The sequence below is a fragment of the Streptomyces sp. NPDC003247 genome (genome assembly GCF_042888135.1).
GTDB lineage: Bacteria > Actinomycetota > Actinomycetes > Streptomycetales > Streptomycetaceae > Streptomyces.
The window spans coordinates 134276-157427 of the sequence record NZ_JBIAPF010000015.1 but is presented as its reverse complement, the minus strand read 5'-3'; the positions used below and the strand labels follow the sequence as shown (position 1 = coordinate 157427).

General features: G+C 73.9%; 17 protein-coding genes and 1 pseudogene. 8 read left to right on the top strand and 10 right to left on the bottom strand.

The window, feature by feature from the left end; genetic code table 11:
* Positions 1–65 precede the first annotated feature (65 nt).
* Positions 66–1025: an STM4015 family protein gene (locus ACFYWQ_RS37030; RefSeq protein ID WP_389522997.1), complete on the bottom strand. Its 960-nt coding sequence runs from the start codon at positions 1023–1025 to the stop codon at positions 66–68.
* 172 nt (positions 1026–1197) lie between these two features.
* Here ACFYWQ_RS37030 and ACFYWQ_RS37025 point away from each other — a divergent pair, with 172 nt between their 5' ends.
* Positions 1198–1524, top strand: coding sequence for a hypothetical protein (locus tag ACFYWQ_RS37025; protein WP_389523160.1), 327 nt, complete (start codon positions 1198–1200; stop codon positions 1522–1524).
* Between the two features lie 37 nt (positions 1525–1561).
* A complete protein-coding gene (locus ACFYWQ_RS37020; protein WP_389522995.1) occupies positions 1562–2605 on the top strand; it encodes a DUF6745 domain-containing protein in 1044 nt (347 codons plus the stop codon).
* Positions 2606–2712: 107 nt separating this feature from the next.
* On the opposite strand, the gene ACFYWQ_RS37015 is transcribed toward ACFYWQ_RS37020, so the two are convergent.
* Both ACFYWQ_RS37015 and ACFYWQ_RS37010 read right to left on the bottom strand, forming a co-directional pair.
* Complete coding sequence (locus ACFYWQ_RS37015) at positions 2713–3894, bottom strand: phosphatidylserine/phosphatidylglycerophosphate/cardiolipin synthase family protein (protein WP_389523157.1); 1182 nt, start codon at positions 3892–3894, stop codon at positions 2713–2715.
* 321 nt (positions 3895–4215) lie between these two features.
* Entirely contained in the window at positions 4216–4935 is a 720-nt protein-coding gene (locus tag ACFYWQ_RS37010) for an FAD binding domain-containing protein (RefSeq protein WP_389522992.1), read from the bottom strand.
* A gap of 218 nt (positions 4936–5153) precedes the next feature.
* Between ACFYWQ_RS37010 and ACFYWQ_RS37005 the strand changes: the two genes are divergently transcribed.
* Positions 5154–6080: a GNAT family N-acetyltransferase gene (locus ACFYWQ_RS37005; RefSeq protein WP_389522990.1), complete on the top strand. Its 927-nt coding sequence runs from the start codon at positions 5154–5156 to the stop codon at positions 6078–6080.
* Positions 6081–6156: 76 nt separating this feature from the next.
* Here ACFYWQ_RS37005 and ACFYWQ_RS37000 read toward each other — a convergent pair whose 3' ends face one another.
* Entirely contained in the window at positions 6157–7404 is a 1248-nt protein-coding gene (locus tag ACFYWQ_RS37000) for a M23 family metallopeptidase (RefSeq protein WP_389523154.1), read from the bottom strand.
* Positions 7405–7791: 387 nt separating this feature from the next.
* On the opposite strand from ACFYWQ_RS37000, the gene ACFYWQ_RS36995 reads away from it, so the two are divergent.
* Positions 7792–8757, top strand: coding sequence for an STM4015 family protein (locus tag ACFYWQ_RS36995; RefSeq protein WP_389522988.1), 966 nt, complete (start codon positions 7792–7794; stop codon positions 8755–8757).
* 18 nt (positions 8758–8775) lie between these two features.
* Here the strand turns inward: ACFYWQ_RS36995 and ACFYWQ_RS36990 are convergent, their stop codons facing one another.
* On the bottom strand, positions 8776–12150 hold the full coding sequence (locus ACFYWQ_RS36990; protein WP_389522985.1) for a pyruvate carboxylase: 3375 nt from the start codon (positions 12148–12150) through the stop codon (positions 8776–8778).
* 193 nt (positions 12151–12343) lie between these two features.
* On the opposite strand from ACFYWQ_RS36990, the gene ACFYWQ_RS36985 reads away from it, so the two are divergent.
* Entirely contained in the window at positions 12344–14125 is a 1782-nt protein-coding gene (locus ACFYWQ_RS36985; protein ID WP_389522982.1) for a serine/threonine-protein kinase, read from the top strand.
* A 246-nt stretch (positions 14126–14371) separates the two neighbouring features.
* Here ACFYWQ_RS36985 and ACFYWQ_RS36980 read toward each other — a convergent pair whose 3' ends face one another.
* The 3 genes and pseudogenes from ACFYWQ_RS36980 to ACFYWQ_RS36970 form a co-directional block, all read right to left on the bottom strand.
* The gene (locus ACFYWQ_RS36980) at positions 14372–14566 is read right to left on the bottom strand and encodes a hypothetical protein (protein WP_389522979.1); all 195 of its coding nucleotides are present in this window, start codon (positions 14564–14566) and stop codon (positions 14372–14374) included.
* 164 nt (positions 14567–14730) lie between these two features.
* Positions 14731–15432, bottom strand: a complete 702-nt coding sequence (locus tag ACFYWQ_RS36975; protein ID WP_389522976.1) for a beta-glucanase — start codon at positions 15430–15432, stop codon at positions 14731–14733.
* 303 nt (positions 15433–15735) lie between these two features.
* Positions 15736–16008, bottom strand: a pseudogene (locus ACFYWQ_RS36970) (helix-turn-helix domain-containing protein); the annotation flags it as partial.
* A gap of 25 nt (positions 16009–16033) precedes the next feature.
* On the opposite strand from ACFYWQ_RS36970, the gene tnpA reads away from it, so the two are divergent.
* Positions 16034–16450, top strand: coding sequence for an IS200/IS605 family transposase (gene tnpA / locus ACFYWQ_RS36965; protein ID WP_389522974.1), 417 nt, complete (start codon positions 16034–16036; stop codon positions 16448–16450).
* 486 nt (positions 16451–16936) lie between these two features.
* A complete protein-coding gene (locus tag ACFYWQ_RS36960; RefSeq protein WP_389522972.1) occupies positions 16937–18511 on the top strand; it encodes an MFS transporter in 1575 nt (524 codons plus the stop codon).
* 144 nt (positions 18512–18655) lie between these two features.
* Here ACFYWQ_RS36960 and ACFYWQ_RS36955 read toward each other — a convergent pair whose 3' ends face one another.
* The gene (locus tag ACFYWQ_RS36955) at positions 18656–20377 is read right to left on the bottom strand and encodes an immunity 49 family protein (RefSeq protein ID WP_389522969.1); all 1722 of its coding nucleotides are present in this window, start codon (positions 20375–20377) and stop codon (positions 18656–18658) included.
* 62 nt (positions 20378–20439) lie between these two features.
* Positions 20440–21048 carry a flavin reductase family protein gene (locus tag ACFYWQ_RS36950; RefSeq protein ID WP_389522966.1) on the bottom strand — a complete coding sequence of 203 codons (609 nt, stop codon included), beginning with the start codon at positions 21046–21048 and terminating at the stop codon, positions 20440–20442.
* A gap of 497 nt (positions 21049–21545) precedes the next feature.
* Here ACFYWQ_RS36950 and ACFYWQ_RS36945 point away from each other — a divergent pair, with 497 nt between their 5' ends.
* Complete coding sequence (locus ACFYWQ_RS36945; protein WP_389522963.1) at positions 21546–22886, top strand: NlpC/P60 family protein; 1341 nt, start codon at positions 21546–21548, stop codon at positions 22884–22886.
* Positions 22887–23152: the final 266 nt, after the last annotated feature.

Sequence of the window (23152 nt, the reverse complement as noted above, 5' to 3'; positions counted from 1 at the left end):
CGGGCGGGCGCCGCGGGGGCGCGGGGGTGGGAACGGGTCTGCGCATGGGGGGCGTGGTGGGGTGGTCACTCCCCCACGGCCACGTACCGCCACACCGTGCCGTCCTCGTCCTCGTCCTCGTCGGCGTCGTCGCGGTCGAGGTCCACGTCCACGCCGGCGGGCTCCAGGGCCTGGCGGACGCGTTCCTCGAGGTCCTCGCTGAGGAAGTGGTGGTGGAGGTCGAGCTTCTTGAGGTGGGTCAGGGGCTGGCCGGCCAGGAGGGCGGCGGCGCCCTCGTCGGTCAGGACGCCCATGGACAGGTCCAGCACCTCCAGGCGGGCGACCACGGGGGCCGAGGCCATGGCGGTCGCGACGGCGTCCTGTATCTCGCTGTTGTGCAGGGCCAGGTGGCGCAGGCGCGGCAGACGGGCGCCGGACAGGATCGGCTCCAGGTCGGCGACCTCGGCGTCCCCGCCGTAGTCGGGGGTGCCGAGCCACAGGTCGAGGTGGAGCAGCGCGGGCAGGTCGCTCGCGGCGATGCCGCGGACGACCTCCGCGGGAAGGCCTCCGGTCTCCATCGTCAGCCGGCGCAGGCCGGTGTGGCGCAGGGCGGGGAAGCGCAGGCCGGATCCGCCGCGGACGCCGAACTCCGCCAGGTCGGGGAAGCCGGCCAGCAGGGGGGTGACGTCGGTCTGCCTGATCCAGGAGATCTCGCACTCCTCCATGACGATGTCGCCGAGGAACAGCGCCCGCAGGGCGGGGAAGCGGTCCCGGGCGGCCACCAGCGCCTCGATGACGGTGACGGGGGCGGATTCGTACGCCCCCTGCCAGGCGCCGACGATCAGGGCGCGCACGCGGGTGGTGTCGACGGCGGCGCAGAACCGGGCGAGGGCCCGCGGCCACGCCTCGTCGGCGTTGCGCACGTCGCTGGTGATCCGCCAGGCGACGGCGTCCGGATCGGGCAGGTCGTCCGTCTGCTCGTCGGGGCCGGGGAAGGTGTACGCGGGCAGCCGGTACAGCTCGTGGAGGTGGTCACCGATGGTCATGCGGCTGCTCCTGTGGAGAGATGCGGGTGCGTCGTGCGACGACGGCAGTTCTACCAACAGGCACTGACAACGCGGCGGGCCGGGGCCGCCGTTCGGGGCGTTGTCAGTGGCGGCCCCTACGGTCGTCGTCATGGGGTCGGCGCACGGTGTGCCGGCCGGAGGGGAGGACGTCGTGTACCGGCAGGGAGACGTGCTGATCGTGCCCGTGGCCGAGGAGGCGGTGCCGCCGCACGTGGGCACCGCTCCCCGGGAGCCGCGCGACGGGCGGGGGCGGCTGGTGCTGGCGCTGGGCGAGGTCACCGGCCATGCCCACGCGGTGGTCGGGCCGGGGGAACTGGTGCGGGAGCCGGGTCCGTTCGGGCCGCTGCTGCTGCACCTGCCGCAGGGCGGCCGGGTGGTCCACGAGGAGCACGCGGCGATCCCCCTTCCCCGGGGCTGGTACCGGGTGGTGCGGCAGCGGGAGTACGTGCCCGGTTCCGTGCGGATCGTGGCGGACTGAGGGGACGGGGCAGAGGGTGACGGAGGAACGGATGACCATGACGGACGTGCCGGCCGCCGGACCGGACGCGGGGACCGCCGGCGACGGTGTGGGGTTCTGGCGGGCGTGTGCCGCGGCGACGGGGCCCGCCGACCGGGCGCGGGCCGAGGCGGGTGTCCGCCGGGCCTACCGGCAGGCCGGTCTGACGGAGCCGGAGCGGGTGGTGTGGGCCGGATCGCCGCGGGAGGCGGTCACGCTGATACGGGGCCTGGCGGACCGGGGTCCCAGCGTGCGCGAGGCGGTGCGGACAGCCCCGTGGGCGCTGGAACGGCAGCGGCTGCACGACGCGTTGGGTGCCGTCGGCTGGTCGGCGCACTGGGCTGCGACCGGTGGCCGGCTGTGGGAGTCCACGCAGGCGCTCGTGGAGCGGATCCGCCGGGGTGTGCTGGAGGATCCGGCCGCCAGCCGCGCGGACGAGGCCGGGATCCGGCTGCTGCTGCTGGACGCCGTACTGGGGCAGCACGACGCGCCGTGGCTCGCCGCGTTCCCCACGCGGGACGGCCCGCTGTCCGGCCTGGCCGAGGTGTGCCGCAGCGCCGGCTGGTGGTGGCCCTTCGCCGGGGTGGCCGTGGTGTGCGAGCGGCCCGTGGCGCTGCACCGTGACGAGGCGGGCCGACTGGACCGCGGGGACGGCCCGGCGCTCGCCTACCCGGACGGTTTCGCCCTGCATGCCTGGCGCGGCATGCCGGTGCCGGCCGCCTTCCTCGCGGAGCTGCGCACGCTGACCCCGGAGCGGATCCGCGCCGAGGAGAACGCGGAGCTGCGCCGCGTGATGCTCGAGCACTACGGCTACGAGCGCTACCTCGCCGACTCCGGGGCGCGCCCGTTGCACCGGGACGGGACGGGCACGCTGTGGCGGATCGACCTCGACGGCGACGAACCGGTCGTGATGGTGGAGGTCCTCAACTCCACGCCGGAGCCGGACGGCAGCCGGCGCACGTACTGGCTGAGGGTCCCGCCGTCGACGCGGACGGCCCGGGAGGGGGTCGCCTGGACCTTCGGACTCGGGCCGGAGGTGTACACGCCGCTGCGGGAGACGTGATCCCGGGGGCCGTGCGGCCGCCGCTCACGGGCCCGGCGTGTCACGGGCCGGCCGTGCGGGCCGGCCGCGCGGCGCGGTCCGCGACACGCCGGACGGCGGGCGGGACGTCACAGGAACCGCCGGACGGGCGTCACCGCGGCCTCCCGTACCCGCTGGGCCAGCGGACGCCGGCGCCAGCGCACGGGGTCCACGGCCTCCCCGCGCGCCCAGTCCCGGTCGAAGTCGTCGTCCAGCTCCGCGGTGAAGTGCTCGTCCAGCACGGCGAGCATCACCTCCTCGTCGTGCTCCATCGACCGCCGGTTGAAGTTCGTCGAACCGATCAGCGAGGCAACGCCGTCCACCGTCATGATCTTGGTGTGCAGCATGGTCGGCTGGTACTCCCTGATCTCCACCCCCGCGTCCAGCAGCGTCTGGTAGTGGCGCTGTCCGGCGAGCCGGCAGGCCCGCTGGTCGGTGTGCGGGCCGGGGATCAGGATCTGCACCGCGACGCCGCGCCGCGCGGTCGCGGCGAGCAGGTCGACGAAGTAGGCGTCGGGAGCGAAGTAGGCCGTGGACAGCCGGAAGCGTTCCTCGACGGAGGTGAGCACGACGCGGACGAGCGTCTGCATGTCCTGCCAGCCGAAGCTCGCCGAGCCGCGGACCACCTGGACCGTGGCGCGGCCCGGCTGTTCGTGCTCGGTGAACAGGTCGCGCTCGTCGTAGAGCGTGTCGTGGCACTCGGCCCAGTTCTGGGCGAAGGCGGCGGCGATGCCGTCGACGGCCGGTCCGCGCACCCGCACGTGGGTGTCCCGCCACTCGGCGGGGGTGCGGGCGTCCCCGCACCACTCCTCGGCGATGCCGACACCGCCCGTGAAGGCGGTGTCCTCGTCCACGACGAGCGCCTTGCGGTGGCAGCGGTGGTTCTGCTTCAGCGGGGACAGCCGCGCCGGACGGCGGAACCAGGCGACCTGGACCCCGGCGTCCTGCATGGCGTCGAGGAGCCGCTGTTCGATCTCCTTGGCGCCGAAGCCGTCCAGCAGCAGGCGCACCCGCACGCCGGCGCGGGCGCGTTCGGCGAGCGCGTCCGCGAACTCGCGGGCTATGTCGCCGCGCCAGTACACGAAGGTCATCATGTCGACGGTGTGGCGCGCGGACCGGATGGCCGACAGCATCGCGGGGAAGATGGCGTCGCCGTTGCGCAGCGGGACGAGTTCGTTGCCCTCCGTCGCCGCGATGCCGAGGAGCCGCTCCAGGCGTCTTCGCAGCCGCTGCTTGCGGGCCTCGACGGCGTCCGTCCCGCCGCCGGTCACCCCGCCCTCGGTCACCCCGCCCTCGGTCACCTTGCCGTCCGCCACCGGTCCGTGCAGCACGTCCGCCTCCTCGTCACGCGTCCATGAGGGTCATGGCGGGTCCCCGACCCGCCGGCGGCGTACGTATACCCGGCGCGTCCCCGGCGACGCAGAGCCCTGGGGGGCGCGCGTCCCGCGAGGGAGCGGGCGTCCGGCGGCGAGGCGGCGGGAGCAAGCCGGCGAGGCGGAGGCGGTCGGTCGGCCAGGCGGAGGGGCTCAGTCGGCCAGGCAACGGCGGCCGGTCGGCCAGGCCGAGGGGGGCAGTCGGCCAGGCGGAGGGGCTCAGTCGGCCAGGCGGTCCAGGACTTCCTTGGCCTGGTCACGCACCGTCGCCCGGGCGGTGGGGTCCAGCGCGCCGAGGTCCGTGCCCTCCAGGGCGTCGAGGACCTCGTCGCCGCCGGCGTCGCAGGGGACGGTCGCGCTGAGCACCTCGTAGCCGTCACGGGCGGCCACCCGCAGGCGCCTGTGTCCGTCGGCGTCGGCGTGGACCGCGGCGGCCACTACGAAGGGCGGCTCCCCGCCCGGGTCGGCGGCCAGCTTGCGGTAACCGGTGACCAGGGGCTCGTCCCAGCTGATCGAGAGCAGCAGCTGACGCTTGGCCACGACTTCGGCGAGGTCGGTCTCGTGGACCCGGTCGGCCTCCAGGACCGTGGCGCGGGCTTCGAGGACGAGAGCGGGGGGCAGCAGACAGCGCAGGGTGCTGCCGACGATGTTGCCGCCGACCGTGGCCGCACGGCGTACGGCACCCGTGCCGATCGTGCCGGCCGCCCGCCGCAGCACCTCCGGCACGGTGTCGTCGACGCGGCTCAGCAGGACGGCCGAGCCCAGGGTCCCGCGGGCGACGACGGTGGCCTCGGGCAGATGGCGCAGGGACATGGCCAGTTCGGGGAAGCCGTCCCGTTGCCAGGTCGCCCAGACCAGAGTGGCACCGCCCACCGGGACGGCCCCTTCCGCGAGGCACTCCTGCGCTTCCGATATGGAGGTGGGAAGACGCACCAACACGACAACCGACCTGCCTTCCCGGGACGGTGACGGAACGGAACCGATTCCTCCGCCAAGTGATCACTGGCAGACCGGATTGTGCCCACAGTCGCGGGGGCGCGTACAGGGCACACGACGGCCAACTCTGCGCCCCTCATGTCGAGGGCGACTCCCCCGAGCGCCGGAGCCGCCCGGGAAATTCCGTCGCGGGCGGGCTCACCGCCCCGGAATCTGACGCCATGTCCTACGTCCTGCGTCCCGCCACGCTCGCCGACGCGCCCGCCGTCACCGACCTGCTCACTGCGGTAGACGTGATCGAAATCGGCCGGCCCGAGACGGACCTGCACACCGTCGAGGCCGACCTGAAACACCCGGAGACCGACCTGGCGCAGGACTCCTGGCTCGCCTTCGACGGGGACCGGCTGGTCGCCTACGGGCTGCTGTGGGACGAGTCGGGCGGCGAGCGCATCGACGTCGACCACTACGTCCTGCCCGACCACCAACGGGCCGGACGGCTCGTCCTGGAGTCGATGGAGGCTCGCGCGCTGCGCAAGGCGCGCGAGAACGGCGTCGCGCGGGCCGTGGTGCACCTGCACCTCAACACGAGGCCCACGCTCGACACCGGCCTGATCCTCGACCGGGGCTGGTCCGTCGTACGGCGCTACCACGTCCTGCGCCGGCCTCTCGACCCGGCGGCCGACGCGGCGCCGGCCCTCCCCCCGGGCGTCCGGGTGCGGCCCTGTACCACCGAGGCCGACCGGCTGCGCGTGCACGGGCTGTACCAGTCGAGCTTCGCCGAGCACTTCGACTTCCAGCCCCGCGCGTACGAGCAGTGGCTGCACGACATCGACGCCGGCGGGCTCGACTGGTCGCTGGTGTGGATCGCCGGCACCGACGACCTCGGTGACGCCAGGTTCCTGCTCGCGCGGGACGACCGCGAGGCCATGGGCTGGATCCGCGGCATCGGCGTCCTGCGCGAGGCCCGGGGGCGCGGCCTGGCCGGGCTGCTGCTGCGGCAGGCCTTCGCGGCGTTCGCCGCCCGCGGGCGGGACACGGTCGGGCTGGGCGTCGACACCTCCAACGCCACCGGGGCCCCCGAGTTGTACGCGCGGAGCGGGATGAGCGTCCACTACGCCGTCGACACCTGGGAGGCGGTGCTGCGCTGACGCGGGGACGCGGCGGATCGCCGGCGCCCCGCGGCAGCCGCCCGGCCGGTCCGCCGGTTCAGCCGTCTCAGCCGTCTCAGCCGTCCGAGGCCAGCCAGGGCTGCGGATCGGTGTAGTAGCCGTCGTAGATCACCTCGAAGTGCAGGTGCGGGCCGGTGGACAGGCCGGTGGAGCCCGCCCGGCCGAGGAGGGTCCCGGTCTGCACGCTCTGCCCGACGCTGACGTCGAGGGCGGAGAGGTGGCTGTACGTCGTCTCCAGGCGTTTGCCGTCGATGCTGCCGTGGTCGACGACGACGCGGTTGCCGTACGCCTTGGTCATGGCCGCGAAGACGACCTGGCCGTCGCGGGCGGCGAGGACCGCGGCCCCCTGGGCGGCGGCGAAGTCGATACCGGTGTGGAGTTTGGTGACGCCGGTGAGGGGGTGCTCGCGGGAGCCGTACGGAGAGGTGACGGTGAGGGCGGTGCCGAGGGGGGCGGCCAGGATGGCGTCCGCCGTGCCGCCGCCGGTCGAGGTCTCCTGGTCGAACGCCTCGTAGCGCGGCAGGAGTTCCTTCACCTCGGCGAGGTAGGTCTTCGCTCCGGCGGGCACGCCCGCGGCCTCGGTCACGGCGTCGGTGCCCACCGCGTACGCCGCGAGGGTCAGGTCGACGAGGTCGCCGGTGACGGTGCCCTCGGTGCGCAGGTCGGTGACCTCGCCCGCGAGGGAGCAGTCCTGTCGGCCCAGGGCCATGACGGCGTCGGCCGGATCGCGGGGCGAGGAGCGGCCGTTGCCGTCGTCGTCCTTCCCCCAGGTCCGCCACTCGGCGTCCGTGAAACCGGCGATGCCCTGCTCGCCGGAGGCGCCGCCGGTGTCGTTCTGCCAGCCGGAGAGCTGGTCGATCTGGGCGGCGAGCACGGACGGGGTGACGACCGTGCAGCTCGCGGCGGCCTTGCGCAGCCAGGGCAGATAGCTCTCGTTGACGCCGTTCACGGTGCTCGTCCCCGGCTCCTCCCCCTCGGTCCAGTCCGAGGGGAGGCCGCCCGTCAGGGCGAGGAAACCGGCGATCGCCGACAGGGTCAGGAGGCCCGGCAGCACCAGCAGGGTGAAGGGGCCCGGGCCCTTTCGGGCGGTGCGGGCCGCGGCCGGCTCCGGGTCGGCGGGGCCGGGCGCGGGGGCCGGGCCTGGAGTCGGATCTGCGAGGGCCGGATCTGCGGGGGCCGGGTCCGCGGGATGTAGACCTGCGGAATTCGGGTCCGCGGGCGTCGCGTCCGCGGGAGTCGGGTCTGCGGGGGTCGGGTCGACCGGGTCCGGCGCCGGGTCCGCCGCGTCGGACGGCGCCTCCACGGTGTCCACCTGGCGGAGTCGCGTCCCGTGGTGCGGTCGTGTCCCGACGGTGTCCTCGTCGTTCACGTCGTCGGCCGCCGCGGGGAGATGCTGTTGTTCACGGGCGGACGGTAGCGCGGAACGCACGGGCCGTCATCGGACGGACGGGCAGAGGGAGTTGTCCCCGGGGGCAGATCTGGCGTGTACGGAAGGCCGGGTGCCCGGGCGGGGGTGCGGGCGCGGCGCCGGACGCCGCTGTACGGGTGCGGGCCGGGCGGGTCGCGCCCGCTCCCCCGGCGCGAGGGCGGCGGCGGTGGCTGTCGGTGGCCCTTGGTAGAAAGGCCGCCCACGGGCCGACGCCGGGGCGTCCGGGGTCGGCCGCCGTACCGACCCGGAAGGCTCACGGCCTTGGACCACATAGGGGAACTGCACGGCCTGCCCGTATACGACTTCCCGCTGCTCGGCGAGGAGACGAGCGCCCTGCCGGCGGCCGAGACGGTCGCCTGGCGGCTGTCCATGGACGAGGACCGGGGCGGGGAGACCTTCGAGGACGGCCTGCGGCGCTTCCTGGACACCGTGGATCCGGCACGGGTGCGGGCGCTGGTGCTGGGGGTCGGCGCCTACGGCACCGAACTGGACGCCGCCCATCCGCAGAAGACGGCGGCCCTGCTCACCGCCGCCGCCGACCGCCTCACCGGGCTCAAGGCCCTGTACCTCGCCGACCTCACCCACGAGGAGTCCGAGCTCTCCTGGATCGTCCAGGACGACGTGGCCCCGTTCCTGACCGCCTACCCGCGGCTGGAGGAACTCGCGGTGCGCGGCTCCAACGGCGGGTTCGGCGGCCAACCGGGCCTCGCGTTCACGCCGCTGCGTCATGAGCACCTGCGCGTGCTGCGGCTGGAGAACGGCGGTCTGCCCGCCGGGGCGGTCCTCGGCATCGGCGCCTCGGAGCTGCCCCGGCTGGAGCATCTCGACCTGTGGCTGGGTGAGGAGGACTACGGCCGCGACACCACCGTCGCCGACCTCGCGCCCGTCCTCGACGGCGGCCGGCTGCCCGCGCTGCGTCACCTGGGGCTGCAGAACGCCGACATCCAGGACGAGGTCGCCGCCGCCGTCGCCGCCGCTCCCGTCGTCGCCCGGCTGGAGACCCTGCGCCTGTGCCGCGGCACCCTCTCGGACACCGGAGCCGAAGCCCTGCTGGGCGGGCAGCCCCTCACCCACCTCCAGGAGCTGGACCTGCACCACCACTACCTGTCGGAGGCGATGGCGCTGCGTCTGCGGGAGGCCCTGGAGCCGTTCGGCGTGCGGGTGAACCTCGACGGGCGGGAAGAGGAGGAGGACGAGGCCATGCGGTTCGTCGCCGCCGGGGAGTGAGCCCCGTCCTCCGCCGGCTCAGCCCACCTCGACGAGCAGGTCACCGCCCTCCACCTGCTGGATCCGGTTGATGGCCAGCCGGCTGACCCGGCCGGCCCGCGGGGCGGTGATGGTGGCCTCCATCTTCATGGCCTCGATGGTGGCGACCGTGGCGCCGGCCTCCACCCGGTCGCCCTCGGCGACCGCCAGCGTCACCACGCCCGCGAACGGGGCGGCCACGTGACCGGGGTCGGAGCGGTCGGCCTTCTCGGTCACCGGGACGTCCGAGGCGGCCGCCTTGTCACGGACCTGGATGGGCCGCAGCTGGCCGTTGAGCGACGACATCACGGTGCGCATGCCGCGCTCGTCGGCCTCGCCGATCGCCTGGAGCTCGATCAGCAGCCGCACACCGGGCTCGAGATCGACGGCGTACTCCTTCCCCGGGCGCAGTCCGTAGAAGAAGTCCTTGCTGTCCAGGACGCTGGTGTCGCCGAACGCCTGGCGGTGGGTGTCGAAGTCGCGGGTCGGGCCGGGGAACAGCAGCCGGTTGAGGGTGGCGCGGCGGGTCTTCTCCAGTCCCTCGCGGTCCTCCGTGGACAGCTCCGTCACGGGCTTGGGCCCGGCGCGGCCCTGGAGGGCCTTGGTGCGGAACGGCTCGGGCCAGCCGCCGGGCGGGGTGCCGAGTTCGCCGCGCAGGAAGCCGATGACGGAGTCCGGGATGTCGTAGCGGTCCGGTGCCGTCTCGAAGTCCTCGGGGCTCACCCCGGCGCCCACGAGGTGCAGGGCGAGGTCGCCGACCACCTTGGAGGACGGCGTGACCTTGACCAGGCGGCCGAGGATGCGGTCGGCGGCGGCGTACATCGCCTCGATGTCCTCGAAGCGGTCGCCGAGGCCGAGCGCGACGGCCTGGGTGCGCAGGTTGGAGAGCTGGCCGCCGGGGATCTCGTGGTGGTAGACGCGGCCGGTGGGCGAGGCGAGGCCCGCCTCGAACGGGGCGTAGATCCGCCGGACGCCCTCCCAGTACGGCTCCAGGTCGCCGACGGCCTGGAGGTCGAGGCCGGTGGGGCGCTCGGAGTGGTCGGTGGCGGCGACCAGCGCCGACAGCGACGGCTGCGAGGTCGTCCCGGCCATGGACGCCACGGCGCCGTCGACGGCGTCCACGCCGGCCTGGATCGCGGCGAGGTAGGTGGCGAGCTGGCCGCCCGCGGTGTCGTGGGTGTGCAGGTGCACCGGCAGGTCGAACTCGCGGCGCAGGGCGGAGACCAGCGTGGCGGCGGCGGGGGCGCGCAGCAGGCCGGCCATGTCCTTGACGGCCAGGACGTGGGCGCCCGCCTCGACGATCTGCTCGGCCAGGCGGAGGTAGTAGTCGAGGGTGTAGAGGCGTTCGTTCGGGTCGGACAGGTCGGAGGTGTAGCAGAGGGCGACCTCGGCGACCGCCGTGCCGGTCTCGCGTACGGCGTCGATGGCGGGCCGCATCCGGCCGACGTCGTTGAGCGCGTCGAAGATGCGGAAGATGTCGACGCCGGTGGCGGCGGCCTCCTCGACAAAGGCGTCGGTGACCTCGGTCGGGTACGGGGTGTAGCCGACGGTGTTGCGGCCGCGCAGCAGCATCTGGAGGCAGATGTTGGGGACGGCCTCGCGCAGGGCGGCCAGCCGCTCCCACGGGTCCTCGGCGAGGAAGCGCAGGGCGACGTCGTAGGTGGCGCCGCCCCAGCACTCCAGGGAGAGCAGTCCGGGCAGGGTGCGGGCGACGACGGGGGCGGCGGCCAGCAGGTCCTTGGTGCGCACCCGGGTGGCGAGCAGCGACTGGTGGGCGTCGCGGAAGGTGGTGTCGGTGACGCCGGTGGTGGGCGACTCGCGCAGCCACCGGGCGAAGCCCTCGGGACCGAGGCCGACCAGCCGCTGCCGGGAGCCCGCGGGCGGCTCGGTGCCGGGCAGCGGGGGCAGCTTGGTGACGGGGTCGACGAGCTCGGGCCGCTCGCCGTGCGGCTTGTTCACCGTGACGTCGGCGAGGTAGGTGAGCAGCTTGGTGCCGCGGTCGGCGGAGTGGCGGGCGGTGAGCAGGTGCGGGCGCTGTTCGATGAACGACGTGGTGACGCGCCCGGCCTGGAAGTCGGGGTCGTCCAGGACGGCCTGGAGGAACGGGATGTTCGTGGCGACGCCGCGGATGCGGAACTCGGCCACGGCACGCCGGGCCCGGCCGATCGCGGCCTGGAAGTCACGGCCCCGGCAGGTGAGTTTGACCAGCATCGAGTCGAAGTGCGCGCTGATCTCCGTACCCGCGTGGGTGGTGCCGCCGTCCAGGCGGATGCCGGAGCCGCCGGGGGAACGGTAGGCGCTGATGCGTCCGGTGTCGGGGCGGAAGCCGTTGGCGGGGTCCTCGGTGGTGATCCGGCACTGGAGGGCCGCGCCGCGCAGGGTGACGGTGTCCTGTGCCAGGCCGAGGTCGGCGAGGGTCTCGCCGGCGGCGATGCGCAGCTGGGCCTGGACCAGGTCGACGTCGGTGACCTCCTCGGTGACCGTGTGCTCGACCTGGATGCGCGGGTTCATCTCGATGAAGACGTGCCGGCCGTCGCGGTCGAGGAGGAACTCCACCGTGCCGGCGTTGCGGTAGCCGATCCGGCGGGCGAAGGCGACGGCGTCGGCGCAGATCCGGTCGCGCAGCTCCGGGTCGAGGCCGGGGGCGGGCGCCAGCTCGATGACCTTCTGGTGGCGGCGCTGGAGCGAGCAGTCCCGTTCGAACAGGTGGATGACCTCGCCCTGGCCGTCGGCGAGGATCTGCACCTCGATGTGGCGGGGGTCGACGACGGCCTTCTCCAGGAAGACGGTGGGGTCGCCGAACGCGGACGCCGCCTCCCGGGACGCCGCCTCGATCGCCTCGCGCAGGTGCGCCGGGTCCTCCACGCGCCGCATGCCGCGTCCGCCGCCGCCCGCGACGGCCTTGACGAACACGGGGAAGCCGATCCCGTCGGCCGCGCGGACCAGCTCGTCGACGTCGGTGGACGGCTCCGACGAGCCCAGCACGGGTACGCCCGCCTCACGGGCGGCGGCGACCGCGCGGGCCTTGTTCCCGGTCAGCTCAAGGGTGCGGGCGTCGGGGCCGACGAAGGTGATGCCCGCCTCCTCGCAGGCGCGGGCCAGTTCGGGGTTCTCGGAGAGGAACCCGTACCCCGGGTAGACGGCGTCCGCGCCGGCCCGGCGCGCCGCCCGCACGATCTCCTCGACCGAGAGGTACGCCCGCACGGGATGCCCCGGCTCGCCGATCTCGTAGGCTTCGTCGGCCTTCAGCCGGTGCAGCGAGTTGCGGTCCTCGTGCGGGAAGACGGCGACCGTGCGCGCGCCCAGCTCGTAGCCGGCGCGGAACGCCCGGATCGCGATCTCACCACGGTTGGCGACCAGCACCTTGCGGAACATCCTGGATCCCTTCAGCCTGCCCGGTGACGGGACCATCGTGTCCGTGCCGTCCCGGGAGTGCCATGTGAGTCGGGCCACTCCATGGTCGTTCCCCGCCCGGGCGGAGCCGCGCAGGACGCTCCCGGCGCGGGGGGGTGAGGGCGCCCCGGCCGGCCGGGTCGGGGTGTCGGTGCGAGCAACTATGCTCCGGCGCATGAGTGAGGCGGACAGCGACAGACGGGTCGTCGACGGACGGTTCGAGCTCCGGGCGCGGCTCGGTGGTGGCGGCATGGGGACGGTGTGGCGGGCCACGGATCTGGTGCTGCACCGGAGCGTGGCCGTCAAGGAGGTCAGGCCGCCCGATCCGGGGCTGGCCGAGTACGACCCCGAGGCGGCCCGGATGCTGCGGGAACGGGTGCTGCGGGAGGCCAGGGCGCTGGCCCGGATCGACCACCCCAACGTCGTGACGATCCATCACGTGGTCGACGGCGGCGAGGGGAGCTACCCGTGGATCGTGATGGAGCTGGTCGACGGCGGTTCGCTGGCCGACCGTCTCGCCCGTGGGCCGATGGACCCCGTCGAGGCGGCGCGCATCGGCCTGGACGTGCTCGCCGCGCTGCGCGCCGCGCACGACGCCGGGATCCAGCACCGCGACGTCAAACCCGCCAACGTGCTGCTGCGCCCCGACGGGCGGCCCGTCCTCACCGACTTCGGCATCGCGGCGATCCGCGAGGCGACCGCCCTGACGGCGACCGGTTCGGTCATCGGCACGCCGGACTACATGGCGCCGGAGCGGGTGTCCGGCCAGGACGGCGGGCCCGCCTCCGACCTGTGGTCGCTGGCGATGATGCTGTACGCGGCCGTGGAGGGCCGCCACCCCCTGCGCCGCGGCACGACACTGGCGACGCTCGCGGCCGTCCTCAGCGAGGACGTGCCGCCACCGGAGCGGGCCGGACCGCTGACGGACGCGCTGATGCGGGTCCTCGTCCGGGATCCCTCGGCCCGGCCGGACGCGGCCGCGTTCGAGCGGATGCTGGCGGACGTGGCGCGGGAGCGGGTGCCGGAGGGCGCCGAGGCGGAGGGACGGGGCCGGGCGGAGGCGCGGGGGCGGGCGCGACGGGAGCCGGGGCCGCAGACCCGGACCTCCTATCCTCTGGCCCCGCCGCAGGGGGTGCCGGGAGGGGAGCCGGTGACGGCGGCAGGCGCGTCCGGGCCTCCGCAAGCGACCCCGGCGGCGTGGAACGGGCCCGCCCCGTCCGGGGCGGCGGCTGCCTGGACCGGTCCGACGCCGCCCGTGGGCGTGCCCGTACGACGCTCCGGGCGGCGACCGCGCCTGCTGCTCCTCGGTCTGCCGGGGACGGGACTGCTGCTCGCCGGTGTCCTGGTGTGGGCGCTGTCCGGGCAGGACGCCGATTCCGGGAGCGGCAACGGGAGTGGGAGCGGCTCCGGGTCGGGGAGCCGGGCGACTGCGTCGGCCACGGCGACCACGGAGGCGGCCACCGGTGCCACGGCCGGGACCGGCACGGGCGGGACCGGCACGGGCGACCTGCTGACCCCCGACGGCATCCGTGCCGCGATCAAGGCCTTCGAGGAGGAGACCGGCCGCGACCGCTACGGCTCCTTCTCCGTGTATCCCGAGTACATCTCGGCGTATCTCATGGTCGAGGGCAGCGACACCAAGTACGACTCGTACACGTACCGTCCCGGCGAGGGCGTGCAGAAGGGGATCATCAAGGGCACGCTGCCCAGCAGCCAGCAGCCCGTCAGTCTGGACGGCTTCGCCTGGGACCGGGTGCCCGCGCTGCTCGCGGAGGCGGAGGAGAAGCTGAACGTGGCCGCCCCGGCGAGCCGCTACCTGCTGGTGACGCAGCCGAACACGATCTTCGACACCCCCGCGGGCATGGCCGTCTACCTCAGCGACGCCTACAACGACAGCGGTTATCTGGAGGCCGACACCAAGGGCCGGGTGACCAAGGTGATGCCGGCCGACGGCTGACGCCCGGCGACGGCCGTTCGGCCGACGGGCGAGGTCCGACACCGCTGCCCGACGACCGGTGTCCGACGGCCGGTGTCCGACGGCCGGTGTCCGATGTCGGACGGCCGATGTGCCACGACCGGACGCGGCCGTCGTCGGCCGACCGCTTTCAGCACGGCCGGCCGACGACGGCCACGTCCGGTCGGTGGTCGGTGGTCGGGGTCGGTGGTTGTGGTCTCTCCGTGGGTACTGGTCAGGCGGTGCTCGTCAGTCCCGCGCAGCGTCCATCAGTTGCTGCAACCGGACCATGCAGGGGGCGCAGTGGCGGTCGGTTTCCTGTGTGGCCGTCGCTCCTGCGGCCAGGAGAGCGGTTCCGCACAGGCTGCTGTCGTGGTGCCGGGACACCACGTGCCACACCAGCTCGCCGCCGCCCGACGCCAGACCCACCTTCATCTCGTACACGGCTTTTCCCTTCTGCCGGGCATGTCTCCAGCAGACCGCGTACGCCGCCCCGCGTCCCGTCGGGTTGGGCCGTTCGGGGGACTCCGCGGGCGATCCGCCACCGAACGGCCCAGTCCGTGTGGCGGGAACGCCCGCGCCGTGGCAGGCCCGGGTCCTTCGCCCGCTCAGGAGCGGGCCGGACGGCGCACGGTGAGGGCGGACACCTCGAAGGACATCTCCGTCACCTCCGGGTCGGGCGCCGGGTGGTAGCGGCCGGCGCACACGGACAGGTTCACGATCAGATAGGCGTGCCAGTCGCGCCCCACGCCCCGGTGGTCGGCGAAGACGCGTCTGCCGTTGAGGCTCCACACGACGGTGCGGGAGCCGAACTCCACCCTGAGGTCGATCCAGCCGCCGGGGCGCACGGCCTCGTCGCGGTGGTACCGGTGCGCGTCGCGCACATGGTTGGAGAGTTCCAGCAGGTCGGGGTTGTCCGGGTGGTACTCGAACACGTCGATCTCCTGGTCGCCGTCCCGCCAGGTCCAGATGGCGGGCCAGGCGCCGATCTCGACGGGCAGCCGGACCCGGGCGTCGAGGCGGTCTCCCGTGCGGACCATGAAGCCGTCGTCGCTGCCCTCCGTGGTGAGCAGCCCGGCGTCCCACAGTCCGTCGTCGCGGCGGGTGGCGCGGAAGGTGCCGCCCCGCGAGTACGCGGGGTCGGACACCAGGTGGTCGAGTTTGTTGTCGTTGCGGTTGGTCGGCCCGCCGTCGGGATAGGCCCATGAACGGCCCGCGACCCACTGACTGGACGAAGCGAAATCGGCTCTGAAGCAGACGTCGGTCACTGGCGTCCTCCTCGTCCTCGCACGCTGTGCGCTGTGCGCCATGCGCTGTCCGAGGCATCCCCGTCACCGCGGCCGACATGCGGCGGCGGGGACGGCGCGCCGTAAGACCACCCGGACGTGTGACGTGCCGTACGGGCGTACATCCCCCGTCGGCATGATCCGCCCCGGTCGGCCGTTGACGACCGCTCTCCGTCCGGCCGCTCTCCGTCCGGCCGCCCTCTGCCCGACCGCCCTCGGTGCGGCTCAGGCTCCTGCCAGCAGGGCCTCCAGGGCGGTCGCGGTGTGCGGGTGGTGGGTGAGGAGGGCGGTGCCCTGCGGGTCGGGGGCGGAGGTCTCCCAGGGCAAGTTGCGGTACGCGCTCTCGGCGTCCCGCAGGGACTGCTGGAGCACCACCGAGGAGACCTCGCCGAGCCAGGACCGCTCGGCTGTCCGCTTCGCCTCGGTGATCAGCTTCCGGGACAGCTGACCGGCCGTCGGGAACGGCTGCTCGGCCTTTCGGGCGCCTTCACGGGCGCGGACCGCGTCGTTGAACACGACACGGGCACACCCGAACGCCTTCGCCAACGCAGTCTGCTGACCGGTGTCCGGGTACAGACGGAAGCTGTACCTGAGCTGCATGACCGTCACCCTACATACCTGGGTTATGGGTGAGATGCAGGAGATCAGAACTGGTCGCCACCGTACTTTCGTGATGCATGTTCACTTGGTCTTCGTGACCAAGTTCCGGCACAAGCTGTTCACCGACGCCCCCTTGAGGCGGATGGAGGAGATCATGCGGTCGGTGTGTACGGACTTCGAGTGCGACCTGGTGGAATTCAACGGCGAGGGCAACCACGTCCACCTGCTGGTGAACTTCCCGCCCAAGGTCGCCGTGACCAAGCTGGTCAACTCCCTAAAGGGCGTCTCCTCCCGCCGCCTCCGTCAGGAGTTCCCCGACCTGGTGCGCCACTACTGGCGGGCCAACAAGCTCTGGTCCGGGTCTTACTTCGCCGGAACCGTCGGCGGCGCCCCGCTCTCCGTGGTCAGGCAGTACATCGAACAGCAGAACCGGCCCATGTGAACACCGCCCGGCTCCGCCGGGAGAGGCCCTCGCGACGAACCGCGCCGCAGGCGACGAACCGCGGTGTCCGGCACCGCCGGACCTGAGTCCGCGACGCTCCGCGTCACCACTGTCAGATTCGCTTCACCACCGGCCTGAAGACCGATGCACTGCGAATGAATTCCGGTAGCGGCGACCACTGACAACGCCCCTCGCCCACCGCCGCGGACGCCCCCGGCCCCCGTGCCTGTAGGCACCTGGGGACGTGGGGGCGTGCGGACGTGCGGACGTGGGCCGCAAGCCCGTCGCGGGCCGTCGGCCGGCCGACGGGGCGGGCGACCGGTTCGGTTCACCTAAGTTTGCAGGTCCCACGGCATCTCGGCGGCGGGTCGGCCGGTATACGGTCCGAAGCGCGAATTCCCTGATCAGAAATGGCTTACGTCAATGAAGATTCGAGCCGAGCGCGCCCTGTGCCCGATAGGCGCCCGCACGACGTCGTGAGGTGCCATGTCGACCACCCTTTCCGCAACCCCGTCCCCGTTCCCGTCCCCGACGTCCTCCCGTCATGTGCCGGCCACGATCGTGCTGGCCTGCCTCGGGGTGTTCGTCTCCTATCTGCCGGTCGTCGGCGTCTCGGTCGCGCTGCCGGTGATGCAGCAGGCGCTGGACGCCTCCACGGTCGGCCTGCAGTGGATCACCGACGCCTTCATCCTGCCGACCGCCGCCCTCCTGCTGACCTGCGGAATGATCGGTGACCTGTACGGGCGCAAGAAGACCTATGTGGCCGGCGTGTCCCTGGTCGCCCTCGGTTCCCTGGTCTGTCTCACCGCCGACGGCGTCGCCCAGGTCTGCGTCGGGCAGGCGCTGACCGGTGTGGGCACGGCCGCGCTGCTGCCGTCGACGCTCGCGCTGATCGGCCATGTCTGTCCCGACCCGCGCAGGCGGGCACGGGCGATCGCCCTGTGGACGGCGTCCCTGGGCCTCGGCCTCACGCTCGGTCCGCTGTTCAACGGGCTGATCGTGGAGCAGGCGAGCTGGCGCTGGATCTTCCTGCCGTCGCTGGTCGTCGGCGCGGCCACGGCCGTCGTCGGAACGCTCCTGCTCCAGGACTCGCGGGCGACCCGCGAGCGACACCTGGACATCCCCGGCCAGATCCTGGCGATCGTCGCGATCACGGGCCTGGTCTACGGCGTGATCGAGGGCGGCAGCGTCGGTTGGTCCTCGCCGGAGGCGGTGATCGCCTTCCTGGTGACGGCGGCCGCGCTCCCGGCGTTCGTCGTGGTGGAGCTGCGCTCACCGTGCCCGATGCTCGACATGCGGCTGTTCCGTTCCCCCGCGTTCTCCGGTACCGCGCTGGTCATGGCGGTCACCCTGTTCGCGCAGGTCGGTCTGGTGTTCGCGCTGAGCGAGTACTTCGGTCTGGTCCACCACGCGTCGACGTGGGACATCGCGGTGCGGCTCATCGCCCTCAACGGCTTCACCGTCGTCCTCGGGCCGCTGGTCGGCCGGCTGATGAACCGGTTCTCGCCCCGGCTGCTGCTGGTCACCGGTCTCGTGGTCGGCGGCATCGGGGCGCTGTGCGTGACGTCGTTCCAGGCGTCCACGGACACCGGCACGGCGGCCCTGGTCATCGCGGTCCTGGGGGTCGGCATCGCCCTGGCCATGGCCCCGATCACCACGATCGCCATGGACAGCCTGCCGCACCGGCTGGCGGGCACGGCGGGCGCGGCCAACAGCGCCCTGCGGCAGATCGGCAGCGCGCTGGGCCCGGCGATCTTCGGTGTGGTGCTCACCCACCGAACCCTGGACACGCTCCCCGCCCACCTGGCCGGCTCCGGTCTGAGCCCGGCCGATCAGGGCGAGGTCCTCGGCGTGGTGTCCCACGCCGGCATCCAGGCCGGCGCCTTCCTGCACCTGGACTCCGCGGAGACCACCTTGCGGGCGCACACCGCCTACGGTGCGGGCTTCACGGACGCGCTGCACACCTGCGCCCTCGTCGGAGGCGTCGGCATGCTGGTCGCGGCGGTCGTGGCGTTCGTCCTGACCGGCCGTCACGGGAAGGCGGCCGACGGCGCGGACTGAGCGTCCCCGGCACGGCGGCGCCGGTGAGCGCCCCCATGACACGACGGCCCGGTGGGGGGCGCACCCCCACCGGGCCGTCGCACGGAACGGCCAGGACGGCGACGAGAACACCCATGCCACCGTCCTGTCCTCCGTCGTCCGCCGTCAGGTCGCGAACTCCCCGCACCACGAGCGCGCGACGAGGTGCTTGGGCAGGTGGCGGGAGCTCGTGTCGACGGTGAACCCCGAGTCGTGGGCGAGGCAGGCCAGCGCCAGGGGGCCCAGGGCGACGTGGCCGCGCGGGTCGGTGAGGCCGTGGTAGTACGTGGTGTGGTAGCGGAGGGCGTCGGCGAGCTCCTCCGTGAAGTGGTCCGCCTGGTGCCTGAAGACACGGTGGAAGAGGGCGACGGGTTGGTAGTCGACGAGTTCGAGCCACTCCTTCTCGGTACGGGTCGCCACGTGCGGGGCGGAGGTGTCCATGGTGGTGATGAGCTTGGGCACGATGTCGTTCGCGGGAACGTTCCCGAAGTAGCTCTGAAGCGTGTCGATCCAGTGGAAGACGTAGTCGTCGGTCTGCGGACTCACGCGGCGCAGCTCCTCCACCGGGACCCGGCAGAGCATCCTCAGCCGCTCGGTCTCACGGCAGACGAGGACGAGCCAGAGGGCGTCGACCCAGGCGCGGGCGTCGGCGTGCGGGGCCGGACCGGTGGCGGGCAGGGTGTGCACCCGGTCGCCGATGCGGCAGTCGACCGTGCCCTCGTGGGCGAGGGCGGTGGCGAACAGGGCGCTGCCGATCTGCATCGCGGTGACCCAGGCCTCCCAGGTCTCCAGCTTCGCCGCGTCGGGGTCGTCGGCGCAGCGGACGTGCGCCAGGGTGAGCGCGGCCTCGAGAGCGGGCGTGAAGGCGGCCGGGTCCTGGGCGAGCCGCCCGGTCAGTTCGGCGACGGTCCGCGCGAGCCGGTCCGCGTCGGGCTCCTCCGGGGTCGGGGAGGCGGCGCCGCTCAGGTTCCTCAGCACGTCCAACAGCTCCGGCGGCGGCGCCACGGACAGGACCCGCGTGTCGTGGTCGAAGACCGTGAGGCAGGTCAGCCGCCCCTGGTGCCACCAGTACAGACGCGGGCTGAGCGCGCCGGGGCCGTCCTGGTGGGCGCCGAGGGCGTAGGCGCCCAGGTCGTTGACCGCGTCCACGGCGGTGCCGTCCTCGATCGGGTGGAAGGCCAGCAGGTGCCGGGTCGGTACGGCGACGAGGGCGCCGGCCGCCGGCAGGTCCCGTCCGGTGACGTCGCGGACCAGTTCCTCCAGGACCAGTGCCCTGCTCGCCACGGAGTGGGAGTCCCCGTAGACGGAGTGCAGCAGTGCCCCCGACGGGCACGGCACCTGCGTGTACTCCACCGGGTCGGCCAGCAGGTTGGCGCGTCCGGCGGCCCACAGGGCGTCGAGGCCGGCCCGCGCCACATCGGTGTCGTCGAGGATCCGCACGAAGTCGGGGGTGTCCAGGGCGAGGGCGGCGACGAGGCCCTCGGCCACCGGGCGCACGTGGCGGAAGCTCTGCGCGGCGTCGGCGGGCAGGGCGTCGGACGGCAGCAGGCGCAGGTGGATGCGGCGCAACAGCTCCTGCGGGTCCTCGTCGCCGCGGGAGACGGACCCCAGCCGCGTGAAGTGCTCCCGGACGAGACCGGGCCAGGCCTCCTCGGCGGTGTCCCGGCACCGCCGGGCGAGGTTGGCGAGCGGGTACCGGTGTCCCTCGTGCTCGGCGGTGTCCCCCGCGACGTCCGGGCGTATACCGTGCCGGGCGGCGAAGTGGTCGGCCACCAGGCCGCGCAGGCGGTCCGCCCGGGCGACGGTGAGAGCGGGCAAGTGGGCGTCGGTAGCGTCGTGTTGCGTCACGTGATCACTCTACGGAGTGGACGGCGCACCCCCCGCCGGGCCCCGCGCCCCCGCTCGCCCGGTCAGGTCCGCGACCAGTCCCGGTAGGCGATGCGGGCCCGTTCCCGGAGGTCGCCGACGGTGCTCCACTCGTCGCCGCCGAGCCGGGCCAGCGGCCGGAGCCTGCGGATGTCGGGGTGTCCGTCGACGACGACGTCCTCGTCGACGGCGGCGTGCACGACCTGCCCGAGGACGAGGGTGGAGTTGCCGATGCCCAGGGTGGAGTGGAGCCGGCACTCCAGGGCCACCGGTGAGGCGGCCACGCGGGGCGGTCCGACGCGCACCGAGGGCTCCCGTTCGATGCCGACGGCGTCGAACTCGTCCGTCTCGGCGGGGAAGTCGACGGCACTGGCGTTGATCTGCTCGAGGAGCGGTTCGGGGGCGAGGTTCACGACGAACTCGCCGGTGGCCTCGATGTTGCGCAGCGAGTCCTTGCGGCCGACGGAGGTGAACTGGACGATCGGCGGGTCGGTGCAGGCGACGGTGAAGAACGAGTGCGGGGCGAGGTTGGCGGTCCTGCCGTCGGCCGAGAGGGTCGACACCCAGGCGATCGGCCGGGGCACGACGACGGCGGTGAGCAGCCGGTAGAAGGCTCCCGCGCCCAGGGACTCGGGGGTGTGGTCGATGCGCATGGCAGCCATTTTCCACCGGAGGGGACGGGCCGGGCCCGGACACGGCGGGCGGGGTGTGGTGGGGTGAGGCGGGATGGTGGGCAGAGGGTTTCGAGCGTCGGATCCGGGCCACGGCCGCCGCACCCAGCCCCCACCGCCGTCGACCGCGGCGCGTATCGGCCAAGTCGGTTCTTCTCACGTCTCGTTGCCGCCGCACGAGATGAAGGTCACGAAAACGTATCGGACATTTGACACGGCAATCTTCACACCAGCCACACAAGTTGGCTAGGTTGACGCCCGGGCCGCACGACCGACTCCGGCGAACCCCGCCGGGCCGCGCGGCTCCCGCCGACGCAGGACTCCGGTGGCACATCCGGAGCCGGGACCGACCGGCCCGGGGCCGGGCGCCCGGCCGCCCGGCCGCGCAGCGGGCGCGGGCCTCCCGGCACCGGCCCGCCCACGCCCACCGCCCACCGCCCACCCCTCGGCCGGCGGAGCACGGAAGGAGTACGTCTTCCATGGCGACGGATCGCACCACGCTCCCCACGGGCCAGGGTTCCGCACGCTTCGAAGGCGCGGGGGAACCGAGCCGCGCGGAGATCCAGCAGCGGGTCAGCGCCCTCTACGACCGGGCCGAGAGCGACACCGGCACGTTCAACGCCACCCGCGCCATGCGGAACGGCAACCGGCGGACCGTCACCTCCGTCGCCGCCGGCGGGCGCCCCGGCGGTGATCCGTCGCTGGAGGCCATCGCCCGGCAGTGGTTCGACGTGGCACGCAACCGGCTCGGGCCGACCACGCCCGCCGCACTCCCGGCGGACCGCCTGCCCTCGCTCCCGCCGCCGCCCGCGCGCCCCCAGGCGCCGGCCGGCTCCGACGCCGTACGGGAACTGGAGGCGTCCGGTGTCCGGCTCGCACTGGAAGCGGGCGGGCGACAGGCGCCGGAACCGGCCGTTCCGGCCGTGACCGCGCTGCCGGCCCTGCCCGCGCCCCGCCGGGAGGACCCCCGGGCCCTTCCCCCGGCCCCCGCCTCCTCCGCCGCCCCGGCGGTGGCACCGGCTGGCCTCACGGCCACCGGAACCGGCCCCACGGCCACCGCGGACGGCTTCACCGCCACCGGAGACGGCGGCCTCCCCGTCGCCGCGTCCGGCTTCGCCGTACCGCAACCCGCCCTCCCGGCGCCCGTGTCCCGGTTCCCGGAACCCGAAACCGGCCTGCTCGCGGCGAGTTACGGCCTCGTGGGCACGGACGCCGGACCCAGGACGCCGGACGCCCCGCTCCCCGCACCCGAGTTCACCGCGCCGCCGGCCTCCGAACTCCCGTGGCCCGCAGCCGACACCGCCTCCCCGGCCCCCTCCCCCACCACATCGGCGCCCGCCCCCGCTTACGCACCGGCACCGGCCCCCGTCCCCGCTTACGCACCGGCGCCGGCACCGGTCTCCCCCGCCCCCGCCCCGGTCCCCACCGGCGTCACCGCCTACGCCTCCGGGCCGGCCTACCTCGGCAAGGGGGACAAGGCCCTCGCCTTCGCCCGGGCCCAGATCGGGCGGCCGTGCGTGTGGGGGGCGACGGGACCGGAGTCCTACGACTGCTCCAGCCTCACCCAGGCCGCGTGGAAGGCCGCCGGGGTGACGCTGCCGCGGGCGGCCGTCGACCAGGCGCGGGCGTTCACCCGGGTCGGCCTGGACGACCTGCGCCCCGGCGACCTCGTCTTCTTCTTCGACGATCTCAGCCACACCGGCCTGTGCACGGGCGAGGGCACGATGATCCACGCGCCGGGCCCCGGCTCGTACCTCCGCGAGGAGTCGGTGCACGGCCTCGGGGAGGGCGCCCTGCGCGGCGCGGTGCGGCCCGCCTGAGGGTGCGCCCCGGGGCAGGGTCCTCGCGAGGGACTCGAGCGTCGCGGGTCGGCCGCACCGCGTAGCTGAGCATGCGCGTACCCGAGCATGCGCGTACCCGAGCATGCGCGTACCTGAGCATGTACCCGACCCGCCCGCAGCCGGTTCCGCCACAGCACACGACGTCGACCGATTCCGCCGCAAACGTGGCTGTGGCCGGTAAAAGCGCGCCCCACGACCGGCCGCGCGGTCACACTGGCCTCCGGCCGGTGAAGGAGGGGGTGGTC